Origin of the sequence: Microbispora sp. NPDC046933 (assembly GCF_040644635.1) — a bacterium.
GTDB lineage: Bacteria > Actinomycetota > Actinomycetes > Streptosporangiales > Streptosporangiaceae > Microbispora.
On the sequence record NZ_JBEYWW010000026.1, the window covers coordinates 36,730 to 54,315 of the forward strand.

General features: G+C 71.9%; 16 protein-coding genes, 1 other RNA gene and 1 pseudogene. 12 read left to right on the forward strand and 6 right to left on the reverse strand.

Annotated elements, in window-relative coordinates; all coding sequences use genetic code 11:
• Positions 1–159: 159 nt before the first annotated feature.
• From ABZ857_RS30100 to ABZ857_RS30110, 3 genes and pseudogenes are all read left to right on the forward strand, one after another.
• Entirely contained in the window at positions 160–642 is a 483-nt protein-coding gene (locus ABZ857_RS30100) for a hypothetical protein (protein WP_357049288.1), read from the forward strand.
• 1,711 nt (positions 643–2,353) lie between these two features.
• Positions 2,354–2,536, forward strand: coding sequence for a hypothetical protein (locus tag ABZ857_RS30105; RefSeq protein ID WP_357049291.1), 183 nt, complete (start codon positions 2,354–2,356; stop codon positions 2,534–2,536).
• A gap of 331 nt (positions 2,537–2,867) precedes the next feature.
• A pseudogene (locus ABZ857_RS30110) lies at positions 2,868–3,230 on the forward strand (tyrosine-type recombinase/integrase); the annotation flags it as partial.
• Between the two features lie 34 nt (positions 3,231–3,264).
• On the opposite strand, the gene rnpB reads toward ABZ857_RS30110, so the two are convergent.
• An RNA gene (gene rnpB / locus ABZ857_RS30115) (RNase P RNA component class A) lies at positions 3,265–3,657 on the reverse strand.
• Positions 3,658–3,850: 193 nt separating this feature from the next.
• Between rnpB and ABZ857_RS30120 the strand changes: the two genes are divergently transcribed.
• Entirely contained in the window at positions 3,851–4,771 is a 921-nt protein-coding gene (locus ABZ857_RS30120; protein WP_357049294.1) for an ATP-binding cassette domain-containing protein, read from the forward strand.
• Entirely contained in the window at positions 4,768–5,541 is a 774-nt protein-coding gene (locus ABZ857_RS30125; RefSeq protein ID WP_357049297.1) for a hypothetical protein, read from the forward strand. Before ABZ857_RS30120 ends, ABZ857_RS30125 begins: the two co-directional genes overlap by 4 nt.
• Before the next feature lie 22 nt (positions 5,542–5,563).
• Here the strand turns inward: ABZ857_RS30125 and ABZ857_RS30130 are convergent, their stop codons facing one another.
• The gene (locus ABZ857_RS30130) at positions 5,564–5,719 is read right to left on the reverse strand and encodes a hypothetical protein (RefSeq protein ID WP_357049300.1); all 156 of its coding nucleotides are present in this window, start codon (positions 5,717–5,719) and stop codon (positions 5,564–5,566) included.
• A gap of 38 nt (positions 5,720–5,757) precedes the next feature.
• On the opposite strand from ABZ857_RS30130, the gene ABZ857_RS30135 reads away from it, so the two are divergent.
• From ABZ857_RS30135 to ABZ857_RS30145, 3 genes are read left to right on the forward strand one after another with little or no spacing between them, the layout of a single operon-like run.
• Positions 5,758–6,123, forward strand: a complete 366-nt coding sequence (locus tag ABZ857_RS30135; protein ID WP_357049303.1) for a hypothetical protein — start codon at positions 5,758–5,760, stop codon at positions 6,121–6,123.
• A 43-nt stretch (positions 6,124–6,166) separates the two neighbouring features.
• Positions 6,167–6,877 carry a response regulator transcription factor gene (locus ABZ857_RS30140; protein WP_357049306.1) on the forward strand — a complete coding sequence of 237 codons (711 nt, stop codon included), beginning with the start codon at positions 6,167–6,169 and terminating at the stop codon, positions 6,875–6,877.
• 50 nt (positions 6,878–6,927) lie between these two features.
• The gene (locus tag ABZ857_RS30145; protein WP_357049309.1) at positions 6,928–8,430 is read left to right on the forward strand and encodes a HAMP domain-containing sensor histidine kinase; all 1,503 of its coding nucleotides are present in this window, start codon (positions 6,928–6,930) and stop codon (positions 8,428–8,430) included.
• Here the strand turns inward: ABZ857_RS30145 and ABZ857_RS30150 are convergent.
• The 4 genes from ABZ857_RS30150 to ABZ857_RS30165 form a co-directional block, all read right to left on the reverse strand.
• A complete protein-coding gene (locus ABZ857_RS30150) occupies positions 8,417–9,616 on the reverse strand; it encodes an erythromycin esterase family protein (protein WP_357049312.1) in 1,200 nt (399 codons plus the stop codon). The genes ABZ857_RS30145 and ABZ857_RS30150 overlap by 14 nt on opposite strands.
• Positions 9,617–9,958: 342 nt before the next feature.
• Positions 9,959–11,212, reverse strand: coding sequence for a bifunctional RNase H/acid phosphatase (locus ABZ857_RS30155; protein WP_357049315.1), 1,254 nt, complete (start codon positions 11,210–11,212; stop codon positions 9,959–9,961).
• On the reverse strand, positions 11,209–11,949 hold the full coding sequence (locus tag ABZ857_RS30160; RefSeq protein WP_357049318.1) for a C4-type zinc ribbon domain-containing protein: 741 nt from the start codon (positions 11,947–11,949) through the stop codon (positions 11,209–11,211). Before ABZ857_RS30160 ends, ABZ857_RS30155 begins: the two co-directional genes overlap by 4 nt.
• Positions 11,950–11,959: 10 nt before the next feature.
• Complete coding sequence (locus tag ABZ857_RS30165; protein ID WP_357049320.1) at positions 11,960–12,811, reverse strand: Nif3-like dinuclear metal center hexameric protein; 852 nt, start codon at positions 12,809–12,811, stop codon at positions 11,960–11,962.
• An 83-nt stretch (positions 12,812–12,894) separates the two neighbouring features.
• On the opposite strand from ABZ857_RS30165, the gene ABZ857_RS30170 reads away from it, so the two are divergent.
• The 4 genes from ABZ857_RS30170 (at position 12,895) to ABZ857_RS30185 (ending at position 17,533) form a co-directional block, all read left to right on the forward strand.
• On the forward strand, positions 12,895–13,959 hold the full coding sequence (locus tag ABZ857_RS30170) for a membrane dipeptidase (RefSeq protein ID WP_357049323.1): 1,065 nt from the start codon (positions 12,895–12,897) through the stop codon (positions 13,957–13,959).
• 11 nt (positions 13,960–13,970) lie between these two features.
• Positions 13,971–15,176 carry a M20/M25/M40 family metallo-hydrolase gene (locus tag ABZ857_RS30175; RefSeq protein WP_357049326.1) on the forward strand — a complete coding sequence of 402 codons (1,206 nt, stop codon included), beginning with the start codon at positions 13,971–13,973 and terminating at the stop codon, positions 15,174–15,176.
• Positions 15,173–16,012 (forward strand): GNAT family N-acetyltransferase, encoded by an 840-nt coding sequence (locus ABZ857_RS30180; RefSeq protein WP_357049329.1) that lies wholly within the window; start codon positions 15,173–15,175, stop codon positions 16,010–16,012. Before ABZ857_RS30175 ends, ABZ857_RS30180 begins: the two co-directional genes overlap by 4 nt.
• A 195-nt stretch (positions 16,013–16,207) precedes the next feature.
• Positions 16,208–17,533 (forward strand): HAMP domain-containing sensor histidine kinase, encoded by a 1,326-nt coding sequence (locus ABZ857_RS30185; protein ID WP_357049332.1) that lies wholly within the window; start codon positions 16,208–16,210, stop codon positions 17,531–17,533.
• Positions 17,534–17,586: the final 53 nt, after the last annotated feature.

Below are 17,586 nucleotides of genomic sequence, written 5' to 3' on the forward strand. Positions count from 1 at the left end.
CCCGAAGTGCCCCGGCTCCGTCATGCCCACAAACCTGGCTTCCGCTTTTCGACAAGATCCAGTCACAATGCAAGCTGCTCATGTGTGGAGTCCTACGACGGGCTCGACGAGGGGTAGCATCGTCGCGCCTAACCTGCCCCCTCGTGTTAAGGACAGGCGATGTCCCGCCTGATTGACAGCCTCACGGACGTGATCACCGTCGAGTATCGACAGGTTATGATCATGGACCTCGATGGAGCGAACGGAGTACCGGAAGGGGCCGAGGACCTCTGGGAACTCTCAGACCGCGCGAACGTGACCAACTGGTTCATCGCCACGGCGAACGTCGGCATCATCACCAGTGAGGCGTATGACTGGCACAGGGTTGAGGTCACCCTGGAGCTCTGGGATGGGGATCCGCTGGCCGATGACGCCCTGTGGGCCAGAAGTGAGACGGTAGAGCTGTACTCGAGTTCCGGCAAGCTGCGTATGGTCGGACCCTTCGGTAATTCCTCCGGCAAACTCATTGACCTCCGCAAAAAAGCTCGGAACTGGCTCGTGCGTGCAAATGTCCGCCCTGGTCCCGGTGCGCGCTACCCGGACGAGCAGCCTCCCGAAGGACTTGAGACGTACCGCCTGCAATTCTGGCCCGCACTGCCGTGACACGTTTGCTTATCAGGCAACGGCAACCGTTGCTCGAACTGGTCTCACAGACCTCTTACCTGCGGGGATCGTCTGCTGCCGTCCGCCAGTGTCCATGGTCGTCGTCACGCAGTTCGTCACTCATCTATCCAAGGCTGTCCTCACCCTGCTCAGTGCGTGCGCAACCTGGGAGGACTCATAGGGTCCATCGCCATCTGTGTCGTACTGAGGTTCATCGAACTTCACCCAGTACATGCGTAGATCGCGGCCAGCGCCTTGTTCGTCTATGTAGGAGCCGATCACTGACCCGGTAGGTTCCGCCGGCCAGGGGCCAGGTCCATATTCAGGGTCTCTGTGAATCTTGACACGAGTACCAGGGGGAAGATCGGGCAGATCCATGAGGCCGAGCCTAGGGCTCAAGGCCAACTGGCCTATAAGCCGGGTTCAATTTCCGCGCGCTCTCTACCTGCGGCGAATCGCTTCGCATGACAGGCGACCTGCGGTAACGCTTCCGTTCGCTGCCATCACTCGACAGCGTTTTCCGACCGCGTGTGCCCCCGATGTGCCCCCGCTCGGCGGAGGCAGTGCCCAACTTAGACCTCTTGATCGGGCTTCCCGAGCAACGAGTGGTAGTCATACCCGAGCTCGTCAAGACGGGTGCGGACCCATTGAGTATGTGCGTCGTCTGCTCCCTGCAGAAGGAGTCTCAGGCTCTCACTGGCCCTTCGCTCCCGTTGCCGCTTGCTGCGCGAGCTAAGACTTCCGGGCAAGTTGTGGCATATGTCGGCGATCACTCGTATCTGCTCGTGGTAATCCTCCGGGCGGTCAATCCACTCCAGGAGCGTCGGATCGCGACGGTAACTCATGGTGCGGATCTCTATGAATGCCAAGCTCATCAGACCTATGACGGCCTCCTGCGCCGAAATTCGCATTCGAACCACCGGGTTCTCCCACGCTCGTGCGGACCCGCACATTATCCGCTGGCCTGATCTCTCGTCTGCCATCGACCCATCGCGAAGCGGCAGCGGGCCGGGGACGGAGGGGCAAGCCCATGCCTCGCGTGTACCTGCTCCCGGTGACCTTCCTCGCCCGCTGGTTGTCCTGGCCGCACGGCTGGGCTTGACCTGGAGGAGCCGGGCTGCTGGGCTCTGCCTGGGTCGATGGCGGGCGAGCGATCAGGACTTCCACCCCAGCCAGCTACGGCGTGAGCTATGCGCGGCCCCCTCTCGGAGCCGGAGTGCCCCGGGGTTTGGGGCAGCGCCCCAAGGTCTTCCCTGCGTCTTTGGGAGAGATCTTCATCAGTGCCAACGTTTGCCGCCAGTTCGCCGACGTTGCGCCGCTTGCCGGCAGGGGTGCGCGACTGCCGAGGCGGGACCGGCCGGAGAGCCGCAGCCCGCCGACGGCGGGGCGCGCGGCCCGTGGCCGGCTGATGCTCGTGCTCGCGTGGTCTCCGGTTGCGGGCCGTCGTGGTTCCGGTCCTCGCTGTGCTTTTCTGCTCTCTCCTCTTGCGTGCTCTTGGGTCGGGCTCTTCCATGCTCCCCGCGGCACTCCCCGCCAAAGGCGGCTTGAAGACGTAAGCGAACTCGTAACAGAGGTGCTGGTGGTCAACCTGACTGCTGCCGGTGGTACCTCAGACGCTTCGCCTCAAGTAGTTGCCGCACGGTTGGCCACTCTTCGCGAGTGACCTGGAGATGGCTCGGCGCGGTTCGGCTGCCGGTATGGGGGTGGCGGCATGAGCAAGCGGAAGATCGCCTTCACCGAAGACGTCGTCGTGGTCGCCCCCAAATCCAAGAGCGACAAGAAGCTGATCGACGCCCCCGGCAGCCTGGCGTACGACCCGGAGTTCGCCGAGTACCTGGCGATGAAGCGGGCTGGGGCGTTCCAGAAGTCGGGGAAGGCCCGGGGGGCTGCGTGAGGGGTCTCGATCCTGCTGCGCAGCGGGCCGACTACTTCCAGCGTGTTCCGGGCGGGCTGCGTCGTCGTTTCCGCGGAACACCGGCATGGGCACCTCGCGCACCGACGCCGGACTCTTCGGAGTCGCCAGCGTCGGCCGACGATCTACGATCACCACCTGACGATCAACCCTGATCATCTGATCGGCGAACCTGACGCGATCCACCGACAGCCCGAACGCTTCCCCTTGCCGCAGACCGACAGCCGCGCCCAGAAGCACCAACGGTCCGTACCTCGGCGGCATGGCACGGCTCAGCCTCATGACCTGATCGGGCGCCAGGAGTCGCCTCGCCGAAGCGTTGGAGAAGCACATCGCCGACCACTCCCCCGCCGATCTCCTCTTCTCGACCTCGCGCGACAACCTGATGCGGCGGGACTACTTCAACGCTCGCATCTGGAAGCCATCGATCAAGGCGGCTGGCCTGCTGCCCGACACGACCTTTCACGACCTTCGGCACACCTTCGCGAGCACGGCCCTGGCCGAGGGCGTTCCGATCTCCGAGGTGTCCCGATGGCTCGGCCACGAGTCGATCACCACGACGGTTGATCTCTACGGGCATCTCGTGCCGGAAGCCTCCGAGCGGGCTCGTACGGCGCTCGATTCGGCGTTCCGTTCCGCGCTCGATGTGCCCCCGATGCGCCCCGAGCAGGAGTGATCCGGAAGTCGGCCCAGCTCAGAGGGATGGTAGGTGGACGAGTCGGCCTGTAGGCCGGGTTCTGTGGCCAGCCGTGAGGGCTGACCGGCGGCCATCCATCTAGGACCGCCGTTGCCGGCGGCCTCAAGCGGTCTACCCGCGCGGCTCGGGCGGGCAGCCCTCGAACGTCGCGCGCGGGACGTTCCGGAGAACGTCCCTTCTTGACCTTGCTCCGGGTGGGGTTTACCGAGCCGCCCACGTCACCGTGGGCGCTGGTGGTCTCTTACACCACCGTTTCACCCTTACCCCCGCGAAGGGGGCGGTCTGTTTTCTGTGGCACTGTCCCGCGGGTCACCCCGGGTCGGCGTTACCGACCACCCTGCCCTGTGGAGCCCGGACCTTCCTCGGCAGGGCCGTGAGGCCCTGACGCGGCCGCCCGGCCGGCTCGTCCACCGTGAAGGTAAGCCTAGCGGCTCCCGAATCATTCCCCGGCCCGGCCGGGGATCATGTGAAGACTCTCTGAGTTCTCCCGCCGGGCGGGAGCGCAGGACGACACCGGCGCAGGTCGGGGGCGAACCGCTCACAGGAACCGCACAGATCCTCTCAGAGGTCACGCAGACCGGTGGGCGAGCCTGCCTCCCATGATTGAGTTGCGGCAGCTGACCAAGAGGTACGGCGAGGCCGCCGTCGTGGACGGCCTCACCTTTGACGTACGGCCGGGCGTCGTCACCGGCTTCCTCGGGCCGAACGGCGCGGGCAAGACGAGCACGATGCGGATGATCCTCGGGCTCGACAGGCCGACGAGCGGAAGCGCGACGATCGGCGGGCGGCGCTACACCGACCTGCTCGTACCCCTGCGCGAGGTTGGGGCGCTGCTCGACGCGCAGGCCGTGCACCCGCGCCGGACCGCGTTCGACCACCTGCTCTCCCTGGCGTACGGCAACGGCATCGGACGGCGCCGGGTCGAGGAGGTGCTCGGGCTCGTGGGCCTGGCCGACGTGGCGGGCCGGCGCCCAGGCGGGTTCTCCCTGGGGATGAAGCAGCGGCTCGGCATCGCGGTGGCGCTGCTCGGCGATCCCCCGGTGGTCCTGCTCGACGAACCCGTCAACGGGCTGGACCCCGAGGGCATCCGCTGGATCCGCACGCTGACGCGGAGCCTGGCCGCCGAGGGCAGAACCGTCCTGCTGTCCAGCCACCTGATGAGCGAGATGGCCCTCACCGCCGACCACCTCGTCGTCATCGGCCGCGGGCGGCTGATCGCCGACACCGGGCTGGAGGCGTTCGTCCGGTCGGCCGCGCGGCAGGGGGTGCTGGTGCGCACCCCTGATGCGGAGCGGCTCGTCTCCCTGCTCCGGGAGTCCGGCGCCGCCGTGCGGCCGGGCGCCGACGGCGGCGTGATGGTGACCGGAATGTCCGGCGCCGAGGTCGGCGGTCTCGCCGGTGCGCACGGAATCGTCCTGCACGAACTCACGCCCCGGCAGGCTTCCCTGGAGGAGGCCTATCTGGAGCTGACCGGCGACAGCGTCGAGTTCGCCGCGAGTGCCGCCGGGGTCGTCTCATGACCGCGTACGGCGTGCTGCGCTCGGAGTGGGTGAAGTTCCGCAGCATCCGGGCCATGCTCGGCTGCCTGGCCGGGGCTGTGGTCGCGGCCGGGTCGTACGGCCACCTGTTCGGCATGGCGGCCGCACGCGAGTACCTCGGCGCGTCGGCCGCGGACCGGGCGGCCTTCGACCCCACTGAGGCGGCCTTCCGCGCTCTCGTGCTGGTGGGGGTGCTCGTCAGCGCGGTCGGCGCGCTGACCGTGACCTCCGAGTACGCGTCGGGGACGATGCCGGTCAGCATCACCGCCGTGCCCAGACGCGGGCTCCTCTTCGCCGGTAAGGGGGCCGTCGTCGCGCTGACCACGCTCCTCATCGGGCCGCCGCTGGCGCTCCTGTCGTTCACGCTCAGCCAGGCGGCGCTGGCGGCGCAGGGCGTGCCGAGCGTGGGACCCGGTGATCCCGGGGTGCCCGGTGCGCTGCTGGGCGCGGGCCTGTTCACCTGCCTTATCGGGCTGTACGGAATGGCGCTCGGGTTCCTGCTGCGCAGGTCGGCGGGGGCCGTCTCGCTCGGGACGTTCCTTCTGGTCCTGCCCGGCATGGCGAGCCTGTTCCCGGAGTCGGTGGCCAGGTGGATCGTCACCTGGTGGCCGAGCGCGGCGGGCGCCCGGATCTTCGCGGTCCATCCCGGCACCGAGTATCTCGCGCCGCTCGCGGGCGCCGGTGTGCTCGCCGCCACCGTGCTCGTCCTGCTCTGCGCCGCCGTCGCCGTCTTCCGCCGGCGGGACGCGTGACGGGCGCCCGGGCCCTGGCGTATCAGGCCCTGCGTGGAACCGGCGCGGCCCTGCTGGGGTTCGCGGCGATGACCGTCGTCGCGGCCCTCGGCCTCGCCGCGCTGTGCGCCGAGACGCCGGGGGCCGTCTCTCCCGCCCTGGTCGCCGCCGTCGTGACGGCGGCCGTCTCCGGCGGCATCCGCCGTACGGCCCCCGGGCAGGGGCGTCGCCCTGGTCGTGCTCGCGGGAGCGCTCGCCGCCCTGCTCACACCCGCTCTCACGGGAGCGCCGCCGACCTCCGCGTCGCACCGGGCAGCGGCGGCGACGCGCACGCCGCAGGTGTACGCGGCGGTGTGGCCGGGGCTGGTCGTCGCCGTGGCGGTGCCCGTCCTGGCGGCACTCAGCGCGATGTCCCTCGATCTGACCGCCACGCTTCAGGGGAGCGTCCTGCCCGTCGTGCGTCTCGGCAGCGACCCCTTGGAGACGGCCTGGCGGGCCACGCTCCTGGCGGCGCTTCCGGCGGGGCTCCTCGCGGCCTCGGGAGCCGCGATCGCCGGTCGCGTGCGGGTGCTCGTGGCGCGCCGGCCTGTACGGCGGGTTTAGCACCGTGTGCCTATTCTTCGGTGATCGGCGAAGGGAGGCCGACGTGGACGGGCGGCACCTGCTGGTGGTCGACGACGAACCCGTGGTGCGGGAACTGCTGGCCGCCACACTGCGCTTCGCGGGATACGAGGTGACCTCGGCCGCGACGGGGTCGCAGGCCCTGGAGACCGCGCGGACCACGCCGCCGGACCTCGTCCTCCTCGACGTCATGCTGCCCGACATGGATGGCTTCGAGGTCATTCGCCGTCTCCGGGAGCTTCCCCGCCCTCTGTCCGGCGGCCGTCCCGGTCAGGTGCCGGTGCTGTTCCTGACCGCGCGCGACACCACGCAGGACAAGATCAACGGTCTGCGTCTGGGCGGCGACGACTACGTCACCAAGCCGTTCGACCTGGAGGAACTGCTCGCCCGGATCGAGGCCGTGCTCAGGCGGGCCGGGGCCGCTCCCGAGGACCGCACGCTGCGGGTGGCCGACCTCGAACTCGACCCGGAAGGTCATCAGGTGATTCGGGCGGGCGCCCCCGTGCGGCTGTCTCCGACCGAGTTCCGTCTGCTCCACTACCTGGTGCTCAACGCCGGGAGGGTGGTGTCCAAGGCGCAGATCCTGGAGCATGTCTGGCGGTACGACTTCGCCGGCGACTCCAGCATCGTGGACACGTACGTGAGCTATGTACGCCGCAAGATCGACAGGGTGGGGCCCAAGCTGATCCACACCATGCACGGCGTGGGTTACGTCCTGCGCGGGCCGCGGCCGTGACCACGACGCCGTCCCGGTCGTGGAAGCGCTCCGGGTCACGGCCCCCGGCGATGGGCCTGTCACTGCGTGGGCGGCTCCTGCTGACCACCATGGCCCTGCTCGCGGCGGGCCTGACCGTCAGCGGCGCGGTCGCGGTCGCCACACTGCGGACCCACCTCATCGGACGCGTGGACCAGCAGCTCACCCCGATGGCGGCGGTGTTGTCGCGGCTCCCGGCCTGGCTGATCACCGTACCGTCCGAGCGGCAGAGCCCGCAGCTGCTGAGCACGGTGCCCGGCATGGACCTTTTCGACCAGGTGTACGTCGCCTATCTGAGCGCGGACGGCGGCGTCGAGCAGGAGAGCAGCCGGTGGCTGCGGGACGGGCCGCGGGATCGGGGCCCGGCGCTGCCCCGGCTCGACACCGCCGCGGTCGAGCGGCTGGGCGGGCGGCCGTTCGACGCGACCGGCTCCGACGGCGGCGGGTGGCGGGTCGTCGCCGTCCCACGCCCCGCCCCCGCGACAACACCCGCGACAACGCCTGGCAGCGTCGTCGTGGCGGCGTCGCTCGGCGGGGTCAGGTCGACCGTCGGCCGTCTGACGGTGGTCTGCGCGGCGACCGCGGCGGCGCTCATAACGTCACTCGCCGTCATCGGGTGGTTCGCCGTTCGGCGGGGGTTGCGGCCGCTGCGGAAGATCGAGGAGACCGCGGCGGCCATCGCCGGGGGCGACCTGTCCCGGCGTGTCCCCGCGCTGGCCGCGCCCCGGACCGAGGTCGGCCGGCTGGCGGCCGCCCTGAACGTCATGCTCGGCCAGTTGGAGGCGGCCTTCGCCGCGCGGGAACGGGCGCAGGCCCGGATGCGCCGCTTCGTCGCGGACGCCGGCCACGAGCTGCGCACCCCGCTCTTCGGCATCAAGGGGTTCGCGGAACTGCACCGGATGGGCGGGCTGCCCGACGTCGACCTCACCCTCGACCGTATCGAGAGCGAGGCGGGACGCCTGGTCCGGCTCGTGGAGGACCTGCTCCTGCTGGCCCGCCTGGACGAGGGCGAGGACGCCCTGCCCATGGATCTCGCACCCATGGACCTGCGGACACTCGCCGCCGACGCCCACAACGACCTGCGCACACTCGACCCCGCACGGGAAGTCACGCTGACGGGGCCGGACGGCGGGCCGCCGGGCGAGGCGCCGGTTCTCGGAGACGAGGCGCGGCTGCGGCAGGTGATCTCCAACCTTGTGGGCAACGCCGTCGCCCACACCCCGCCGGGCACGCCGGTGCGGATCGGCGTCGGCACGGCCGGCGGGGACGGCGTCCTCGTGATCGCCGACGAGGGGCCGGGGATGCCCGCGGAAGATGCCGCCCGGGTGTTCGACCGCTTCTATCGGGTGGACGGCTCACGCAGCCGCACCGGCACCGGAGGGGCAGGGCTGGGCCTGGCCATCGTCCGGTCGATCGTCACCGCGCACGGGGGGCGGGTGGAACTGCGGACGCGGCCCGGCGCCGGGGCCGCCTTCCGCGTCGTCCTGCCCCGCGAGGGACTCCCCCGCCACACGGCCGGCTCTAGCTCCGCGTGACGTCCTTGACGAACACGATCCCGTCGTACCCGGCCAGGTGGGCCGGGTCCAGCGGGGCGTAGCCGAACCAGGGGGACACGCGGAGGGCGGGCCGCGCGTCGCCGAGGGCGGTGGCCAGCCGTCGGGCGTCGACGACGTAGCGGTCCTCCGGGAGCGCGTACAGGAGCCCTTCGAGGGTGTCCGGGGGCGGGGCGTCCACTCCCTGGTGCCGGATCGTGCCGAGGGCCGTGGCCAGGAAGGCGAACCCCTCGCCCAGATGGGCGCTCACGATCGCGCCGGAGCTCCACCACTCGAACGGCAGGTCACCCATCCGCATTGTGCTCTTGTCCCGCTGGAAATGCGCGTTGTGGGCGTGGACCAGCGCCGGGCCCCGCTCGGCGACGGCGAGGAGGTTGGCGGCGATCATCGAACTCCGCAGGCCCAGCAGCCGCGGCATGCGGCCCGGTGACGTGTCGGCCATCCAGTAGTGGTAGCGCAGCAGGCCGGTGGCGGCGCGCCCGTACAGGCGTGCCCGGTCCCAGTCGTCCCGGGACGACGTCGCGATCAGGTGCGGTGTCTGCGCGTCGAGCAGCGCCACGAGATCGTCGGCGAGCAGCAGCTGCCCGGCCTCGGCCGACCGCCCCACGGACTGGGACGGGTCCATCATCGTGGCGGGATTGGCCCAGCGGTCGTCGGCGCCGAGCAGGCTGTCGAGCGTTTCCGCGTCGCACGGGAGCAGGTCCGTGTCCACCCGGGCCGCGAGGTAGCCGTGGAGAGCGGTGAGGGCCTGCCGGGGGCTCGCGGCGTGGCTGATCTCCAGCGGGCCGTCGAGACCGGCGAAGCGCAGCCGCTCGGACGCGGGCCGGCCTTCGTTGTACGCGCGCATCCAGCGCACGAGCTCGCGGTTGGCCGCGGACGCGCCCCACCCGTGGCTGAAGCCGCGTTCCATGACCTCGTCAAGGGTGCCCGTGCCCGAGGTGACGTAGTCGTCCACGGCCAGGCCCATCAGGCAGTCGCTCTCGATCGCGATCGTCCGGTAGCCCTCCTGCTCGACGAGCTGCCGGAAGAGCTCGTTGCGGACGTCGAGCAGAAGGTCTTCCCCGTGAGTGGGCTCGCCCAGGGCGAGCAGCCGCGGCGGGTTCGGAAGCAGCCTCATGACGGAAGCGGCCTCGACGGCGTGGACGGTGTCCTTGATGCCGATATCCATACCTTCAACGATATCGTTGAAGTACATGGTTAATACTTTCTCGCGATATCGGCAGATAAGCAGAGCAAAACCTTCAAATAGCGGGTTGATAGCGCGGGTTGCGCTGGCAGATTCCCACGGCGGCCCTCGGAAACACGCGGGGCTTTCCGTTCGTGCGCTTCTGCGCGTGTCGAAGAGCAGGGGCGAACCGCCGCAATGGCTGAGCTGCGGACCCATGAGGGCGAGGCGCCGAGGCCGGAGCCTTTCCCCGGTGCGAGGGCCGGCTTCGCGCCGGCGCCACGGCGCACGGCTGACATGCGCGGCCGCGCGCCGCGTCTGAAGGTGACGTCAGGAAAGGTGGCGTCAGGAAAGGTGCGCGGTGTCGTTCAGCGCCCGTACGACGGCGGGCCCGTCGGCGTAGTAGTCGATCGCCGACAGGCAGGCCAGGTCGAGGTGCATCCGGTAGAGGGCCTCCGGCGGTGCGCTCAGCGCGAAGCGCACGAGCATCTTGATCGGGGTCACGTGGGAGACCACGACGACGCTGCGGCCCTCGTGGGCCTTCACGATGCGGTCCCTCGCCTGCTCGACCCGCCTGGCGGTGGACGCGAAGCTCTCCCCGCCGGGCGGCGCGACGTCCGGGTCGGCCAGCCAGGCCGCCAGTTCGCGGGGCCAGCGCTGCTGGATCTCCGCGAACGTGTGCCCCTCCCAGTCGCCGAAGTCGGTCTCGCGGAGGTCGTCGTCGACCAGCACCGCCAGGCCCGTCCGGACGGCCACCGCCTCCGCCGTCTGCCGGGCGCGCGCGAGCGGAGAGCTGACGATCACCTCGACCTCGTACGGCTGCCGCGACAGGCGCAGGGCGGCGGCCTCGGCCTGCGCGAGCCCTGTGGAGGTGAGCGACGGGTCGCCCAGCCCGGAGAACCGCTTCTCCACCGACAGCGGCGTCTGCCCGTGCCTGAGCAGGAGCAGGGACGTGGCGACGCGGGAGGCCCGGGGCATCCATCCGTGCCCGCGCCTGTCGTGGGACGTCGCGGTTCCGGCCGCCGCCGTTTCCGCACGTCCTCCGGCGGCGGCCGTAGCCTGGGCGCCGGACGCATCGTCGAACAGCGAGGGCGCGTCGGTGTTGGGCGGCTCGGCGCCGGGCTCGAAGGCGGGGGCGGACTCCGGCGCGGAGGTGATCTCGCTCGCCTGCCAGGTCTCCCCCCGGGCCGCCGCGTCCATCGCCTCGTTGGCGAGCCGGTCGGCGTGGCTGTTGCGCTCGCGCGGAACCCACGTCCAGGTGACGCGGAACCGCCGGGCCAGGGCCGCCGCCTCCAGGGCGAGCGGCCGCAGGCCCTCGTGCTTGACCTTCCACCGGCCGGCCATCTGCTCGATGACCAGCTTGGAGTCCATCCGCACCTCGACCTGCCCGCCTTCCGCGCCGAGCGCGAGCAGCGCCCGGAGCCCGGCGATCAGGCCGCGGTATTCGGCCACGTTGTTGGTCGCGGTGCCGATCGACTCGGCGGCCTCGGCGAGCACCCGCCCGGCGTCGTCCTTGACCACCGCGCCGTACCCGGCCGGGCCCGGGTTGCCCCGCGACCCGCCGTCGGCCTCGACGATGAACCCCACGGCGACCGTCACAGACCCGACTCGGCCGTACGGACCAGGATGCGGCGGCACTCCTCGCAGCGGACCACCTCGTCGTGCGCGGCGGCCCTGATGCGGTTGAGGTCGGCGATCGACAGGCTCGTACGGCAGCCGAGGCACCGGCCGCCGTGCAGCATGGCGGCGCCGACCCCGCTCTGCTCGCGCATCTTCTCGTACAGCCCGAGCAGGTCGGCGGGGACGTCGGCGGTGATCGCGGACCGGCCTGAGGTCAGCTCCCCGGCCTCCTTGTCGATCTCGGCGAACGCCGCGTCGCGACGGTCCTCGGCGGCCCGCAGCGTGCCCGCGACCTCGTCGCGCTCCGACTTCAACGTGGTGACCCGGGCGTCGGCCGCCTCCCGGCGCTCCATGATCTCCAGCACGACCTCCTCCAGGTCCGACTGCCTGCGTCGCAGGGAGACGATCTCGGACTGGAGGCTCGCCAGGTCCTTCGGCGAGGAGACCTGCCCGGAGTCGAGGCGCTTCTGGTCGCGGTCGACCCGGACGCGTACGGCGTCCACGTCCGACTCGGCCTTGGACTGGTCGCGGGCGAGGTCGCCCGCCTCGGTCTCGGCGGCGATGATCTGCGTGGAGACCCGGGCCAGCCTTTTGGACAGCTCGTCGATCTCGGCGAGTTCCGGCAGGGTGCGGCGGCGGTGCCGCAACCGGTCGAGACTGGTGTCGAGCTCCGCGAGATCGAGGAGACGCTTCTGTGCTTCCGGTGCGGCCTTCATCCCAAATCCCTCAAGATGCTCGGGGGTCCAAGTAGGTGGTCGTCGCCGTCCAGGCGTCGGTGACGGCGTCCGAGACGCGCGCCTCAACAGTAATGCCCCTGGCCGCCAACGCTGACGTCAGACGCCGGGCGGCGTCCGCGAGCCACGGCCACTCGGTGGCCCAGTGGGAGGCGTCGACCAGCGCCGGCCCGTCCGCCTCCATGTGCTCGCTGGCCGGGTGGTGCCGCAGATCGGCCGTCAGGAAGACGTCCACGCCCGCGGCCCTGGCCGTGCCCAGCAGGGAGTCGCCCGCGCCGCCGCACACGGCGACCGTGCGCACCGGGCGGCCGGGGTCGCCCGCGACCCGCAGCGGCCCGGCCGTACGCGGCAGGCCCGAGGCGGCCAGCGCGGCGAACTCCCGCAGCGGCATCGGGGCGGGCAGGTCGCCGATCCGGCCGAGCCCGCGGCGCGGGTCGTCGGCGGAGGGCTGGAGCGGCCGCAGGTCCCCCGTCAGGCCGACGGCCCGCGCCAGCGCGTCGGAGACCCCGGGGTCGGCGACGTCGGCGTTGGTGTGCGCGGCGTACAGCGCGGAGCCGCCGCGGATGAGCCGGTGCACGACCCGGCCCTTGAAGGTGGTGGCGGCGACGCTCGTGGTGCCGCGCAGGTAGAGCGGGTGGTGGGTGACGACGAGGTCGGCCCCCCAGCCGAGGGCCTCCTCCACGACCACGGCGACCGGGTCGACCGCGAACAGGACCTTCCGTACGGCCTGCTCCGGATCGCCGCAGACGAGGCCGACCGCGTCCCAGGGCTCGGCCCACGAGGGGTCGTACAGCGCCTCCAGGCACTCGACCACCTCGGCGAGGGTGCAGGAGATCGATTCCACCCGCGCACACTACAGCCTGCTGGCGGAACGATCCGGAAAGAGTAACGTCCCCAGTGACGCCCGCCGCCAGGAAGGACCCTATCGTGCCCGTTGACCAGCAGACCCTGCACGGCAGGTCCGTGGTCGCCGACACCCACAACGACCTGCTCATGGCCGTCTCCGCCCGGCCGCCCGCGATATGGGCCTCGTTCTTCCGCGAGAGGTGGCTCCCCCAGCTCGTCGAGGGCGGGGTCGACGTGCAGGTGCTGCCGGTGTTCGTGGAGAGCCGGTTCCGCCCGGAGGGCGCGCTGCGCCAGACGCTGCGGATGATCGAATGCGCCCACGTGCTGGCCGAGGGCAACCCCGACGCGGTGGCGCTGTGTCACGACGGGCAGCAGATCGACGAGGCCCTCGCCCTCGGCAGGATCGCCCTGGTGCTGGCCCTGGAGAGCATGCCGGGGATCGACGAGAGCGTCGAGCTGATCCCGACCCTGCACCGCCTCGGGGTCCGCGTCGCCTCGATCGCCCACTGGGGCCGTACGGCTCTCGCCGACGGCAGCGGCCAGGACGGCACCGGCTCCAGGCTCACCAGCCACGGAGTCGAGGCGCTGCGCGAGATGGAGCGGCTCGGCATGCTCTTCGACATCTCGCACCTGGGCGCCACGGGCGTCGCGCACGTGCTGGAGATCGCGACCCGGCCCGTCATCGCGACCCACTCCTCCGCGCGCGCCCTGCGCGACCACCACAGGAACCTCACCGACGAGCAGCTCAGGGGCGTCGCCGCGGGCGGCGGCGTCGTCTGCGTGAACTTCCTCGCCGCCTTCCTCACCGAGGACGCCCGCTCGGCCACGATCGACCATCTCGTGGACCACATCGAGCACGTCGCCGCCGTCGCCGGCATCGACCACGTGGGCCTCGGCCCCGACTTCATGCGCGAGGTGAACGAGGACCTCACCCCGCCGTGCTGCGAGGGTTTCAGCTACTCGGGCATCGACTCCGACGCCGCCGTCCCGGGCCTGGAGGGCCCCCGGGGCCTGCCGCTGGTGACCGACGCGCTGGTCAAGCGGGGCTTCGCCGACGACGAGATCCAGAAGATCCTGGGAGCCAACGTGATGCGCCTGTTCCGCGCGGAGCTGGGCCGTACGGCTCGGGAACGGCCGCAGCGGTGAACCTGGAGGCCATGCTGGCCGACCTCGAGGAGCTGGTGCTCTGCGAGTCGTACTCCACCGACCACGAGGCGGTGGCCCGCAGCGCCCGCGTCGTGGGGGCGCTCGGCCGCAGGCTGCTGGGGGCGGAGCCGGAGACCCTGGTGATCGACGGGGTCACCCACCTGCGCTGGTCGTTCGGCCCGCCGCGGGTCCTGCTGCTGGGCCACCACGACACCGTCTGGCCCGTCGGCACGCTGCGCGAGCACCCCTGGTCGGTGCGGGACGGGGTGGCGCGGGGGCCGGGCGTGTTCGACATGAAGGCCGGTCTCGTGCAGCTCTTCCACGCGGTCGCCTCGCTGCCGTCCCCCGACGGCCTGACCGTGCTCGTGGTCGGGGACGAGGAGCTCGGCTCGCCGACCTCCCGCCCGCTGATCGAGTCGATCGCGTCGCGGTGCGCCGCCGCGTTCGTGCTGGAGGCCAGCGCGGACGGCGGCGCGCTGAAGACGGCCCGCAAGGGCATCTCGCGGTATGAGCTGACCGTGCACGGCCGGGCCGCGCACGCCGGCCTCGAACCCGAGCTGGGGGCCAACGCCGGCGTCGAGCTGGCCCACCAGGTGCTGGCCATCGCGGGCATCGCGGCCCGGGTGGAGTCGTCGTCCAGGGCGGGGGCGACGTCGGTGACGCCCACCATGTTGACCGCGGGGACGAGCACCAACACGGTGCCGGCCCGGGGCCGGGTGGCCGTCGACGTACGCGTGCCCGACCGGGCGGCGCAGCGGCGGGTGGACGAGCTGATGCGCGCGCTGTCCCCGCGCACCCCGGGGGTCCGGCTGGAGCTGCGCGGCGGGCCGAACCGCCCGCCCCTCGACGCCGCCGCCTCCGCCGGGCTGTTCGAGGTCGCCGTACGGCTCGCCGGAGAGCTGGGCATGGCGCCGCTGCGCGGGGTGGCGGTCGGCGGCGGCTCGGACGGCAACTTCACCGCGGGTGTCGGCTGCCCGACGCTCGACGGCCTGGGCGCGGTGGGCGGCGGCGCGCACGCCGCCGAGGAGCACGTCCTGGTCGCCGAGATGCCGGTCCGCGCCCGCCTGGTCGCGGCGCTGGCCGCGTACGTGCTGTCGGGCGGGCCGATCGGCCCCGGCGGCGCGGACGGTGCGGCCCAGGGCACCACACCCCAGGGCGCGATGACACAGGGCGCGATGACACAGGGCGCGAGGCGGACCGCCGGGGAGAGCGCGTGAACCCGGGGGACCGCGTCGTCGCCCGGGATCAGGCGGCCGGGGCCGCCGCGCGGCGCGGCCTGCGGATCGCCGAGCTGCGCTCGGTCGCCGAGTTCGAGCGGGTGGTCCGGCTGTTCGACGGCATCTGGCGCCCGGAGCCGTGGAATCCTCCGATCACGGCGGAGCTGATGCGGGCGCTGACCCATGCCGGCGGGTACGTCGCCGGGGCGTTCGACGGCCCGGAACTCGTCGGGGCCGCCGTCGCCTTCCTCGCGGCGCCCGCGGGGCAGGCGCTGCACTCGCACGTCACCGGGGCGGTGCGGCCGGGCGCCGGATTCGCGCTCAAGCTGCACCAGCGGGCCTGGGCCCTGGAACGCGGGCTGAGCCGCGTCACCTGGACCTTCGATCCCCTCGTACGCCGCAACGCCCACTTCAACCTGGCCAAGCTGGCCGCCCTGCCGGAGGAGTACCTGCCCGACTTCTACGGCCCGATGGGCGACGCGGTCAACGCCGGAGACGAGTCCGACCGCGTGCTCGCGGTGTGGCGGCTGGACGACCCGCGGGTGGCGCGGGCGTGCGACGGCCTGCCGTACCGGCCCGCCGGGGCGGACGGCGCGGTGGCCGCGCTGGCCGAGCGGGACGGCCGGCCAGTGGCTCTGCCCGCGGACGGACCGGCCGTGCTCGTCGCCGTGCCCGCGGACGTGGAGACCCTGCGCAGGTCCGACCCCGGGGCGGCCAAGGCCTGGCGGCACGCCGTACGCGACGTGCTGGGCGGGCTGATGGCGGAGGGCCGTGCGGTGACGGGCTTCGCCGGCGGCTGCTACGTCGTCGAGCGGCGCTCCCCCGCGGCGGGCTGAGCCCGGCGCCACCGCTGCGTACGGAGCCGGAATGGGTAGAGACCGGACAGCGGCGGTCCCCGGCCACGGCGGCGATCACCGGCAGAGGGTAACGTGCCAGGTGAGCCGGGTGGGGACGCGCGGCGGCGGCCACGTGGCCTAATTGATCATCTGATTACCGGGGGGAATCAGATGAGCGCGAGGCGGGGATCCTCGGTGCGGATCCGCTTGACGGTGCTGGCGAGCGCGGTGATGGCGCTGCTGTGCGCCGTCGCCGTGCTGCTGGTCCTCGGCGTCCTGCACGGCACCGCCCAGCGCTACAAGACCGACGAGATCACCACCATCGCCGTCCGCCTCGCCTACCAGGCCAAACGCGACCGGCTGCCTCCGGTGCTGCTGGACCAGGGCGTGGCCGGAGTGCAGGTGATCGACCACAACGGCAGGATCGTCTCCGTCAGCGACACCCTGACCGGCCGCCCGCGCATGGCCGCGTTCCGGCCGGAGCTGACGACCCCCGAGACGAGCAAGGTGCTGTGCGCCTCCCCGGCGTTCCCGGACCGGTGCGTGGTCGTCGTCGCGTTCCGCTTCCACAACGCCGACGGCCTGTGGACGATCTACGCGGCCGACGACACCGTGCCGTGGTATGTGAGCGGCCCGCTGCTGGGGGCGCTCCTCGGCGGTTCGCTCCTGCTGGTCGGGCTCACCGTGCTCGGCACGTACCAGACCGTGCGCAAGGCGCTCGGCCCGGTGGAGGCGATCACGAGCAAGCTGGCCCAGATCACCGCGACCGACCTGAGCCAGCGCGTGCCGGTGCCGAAGAATCACGACGAGATACGGCGGCTCGCCGAGACCGCCAACCAGACTCTGGACCGGGCGGAGGTGGCCGTCGAACGGCAGCGGCGCTTCGCCTCCGACGCCTCCCACGACCTGCGCAGCCCGCTGACAGCGATGCGGACGGAGATCGAGGAGGCGTTGCTGCACAGCGAGGACGCCGACTGGCCGGCCACCGCGCGCGCCCTGCTGAGCAGCTGCGACCGTCTGCAGGCGCTCATAACCGACCTGCTCCAGCTCGCCCGGCTCGACGCCGGCGCGCCGCCCCGGCGCGAGCCCGTCGACCTCGGCGGCCTCGCCGCCCGCGAGCTCGACCGCAGGCCGCGCAAGGTGGAGGTGGTGCGGCACCTGACGCCCGGCGTGGTCGTCGTCGGCGAACGGCTGGCCCTGGCGCGCCTGCTCAACAACCTCCTCGACAACGGCGAGCGGCACGCGGTCTCCACGCTCACGGTGACCGTGCGCCGCGAGGGCCGAAAGGGCGTGCTGGAAGTGCTCGACGACGGCGCGGGAGTCCCGCCCGACAAGCGGGAGCTGGTCTTCCAGCGCTTCGCCCGTCTCGACGCCGCCCGGTCGAAGGACGCCGGGGGCACCGGGCTCGGCCTGCCCATCTCCCGCCAGATCGCCCAGGCGCACGACGGGACGCTCACGATCGAGGACAGCGACCGGGGCGCCCGCTTCGTGCTGCGGCTCCCGCTCGCGCCCCCGCGCTGACCGCCGCCCCCCGCTGCCGGGGGTCGTCCTCGGCTTCACCGGGCAGGGGAGCG

Bases quoted from the DNA above. Each gene is read 5' to 3' on its own strand.
- ABZ857_RS30145 (WP_357049309.1), top strand. From the start codon at position 6,928: ATGGGCCTGTCACTGCGTGGGCGGCTCCTGCTGACCACCATGGCCCTG.
- ABZ857_RS30160 (WP_357049318.1), bottom strand. From the start codon at position 11,949: ATGAAGGCCGCACCGGAAGCACAGAAGCGTCTCCTCGATCTCGCGGAG.
- ABZ857_RS30125 (WP_357049297.1), top strand. From the start codon at position 4,768: ATGACCGCGTACGGCGTGCTGCGCTCGGAGTGGGTGAAGTTCCGCAGC.
- ABZ857_RS30130 (WP_357049300.1), bottom strand. From the start codon at position 5,719: ATGCCGCCGGAGACGGCCGCCGTCACGACGGCGGCGACCAGGGCGGGA.
- ABZ857_RS30105 (WP_357049291.1), top strand. From the start codon at position 2,354: ATGAGCAAGCGGAAGATCGCCTTCACCGAAGACGTCGTCGTGGTCGCC.
- ABZ857_RS30175 (WP_357049326.1), top strand. From the start codon at position 13,971: ATGCTGGCCGACCTCGAGGAGCTGGTGCTCTGCGAGTCGTACTCCACC.
- ABZ857_RS30100 (WP_357049288.1), top strand. From the start codon at position 160: ATGTCCCGCCTGATTGACAGCCTCACGGACGTGATCACCGTCGAGTAT.
- ABZ857_RS30150 (WP_357049312.1), bottom strand. From the start codon at position 9,616: ATGGATATCGGCATCAAGGACACCGTCCACGCCGTCGAGGCCGCTTCC.
- ABZ857_RS30120 (WP_357049294.1), top strand. From the start codon at position 3,851: ATGATTGAGTTGCGGCAGCTGACCAAGAGGTACGGCGAGGCCGCCGTC.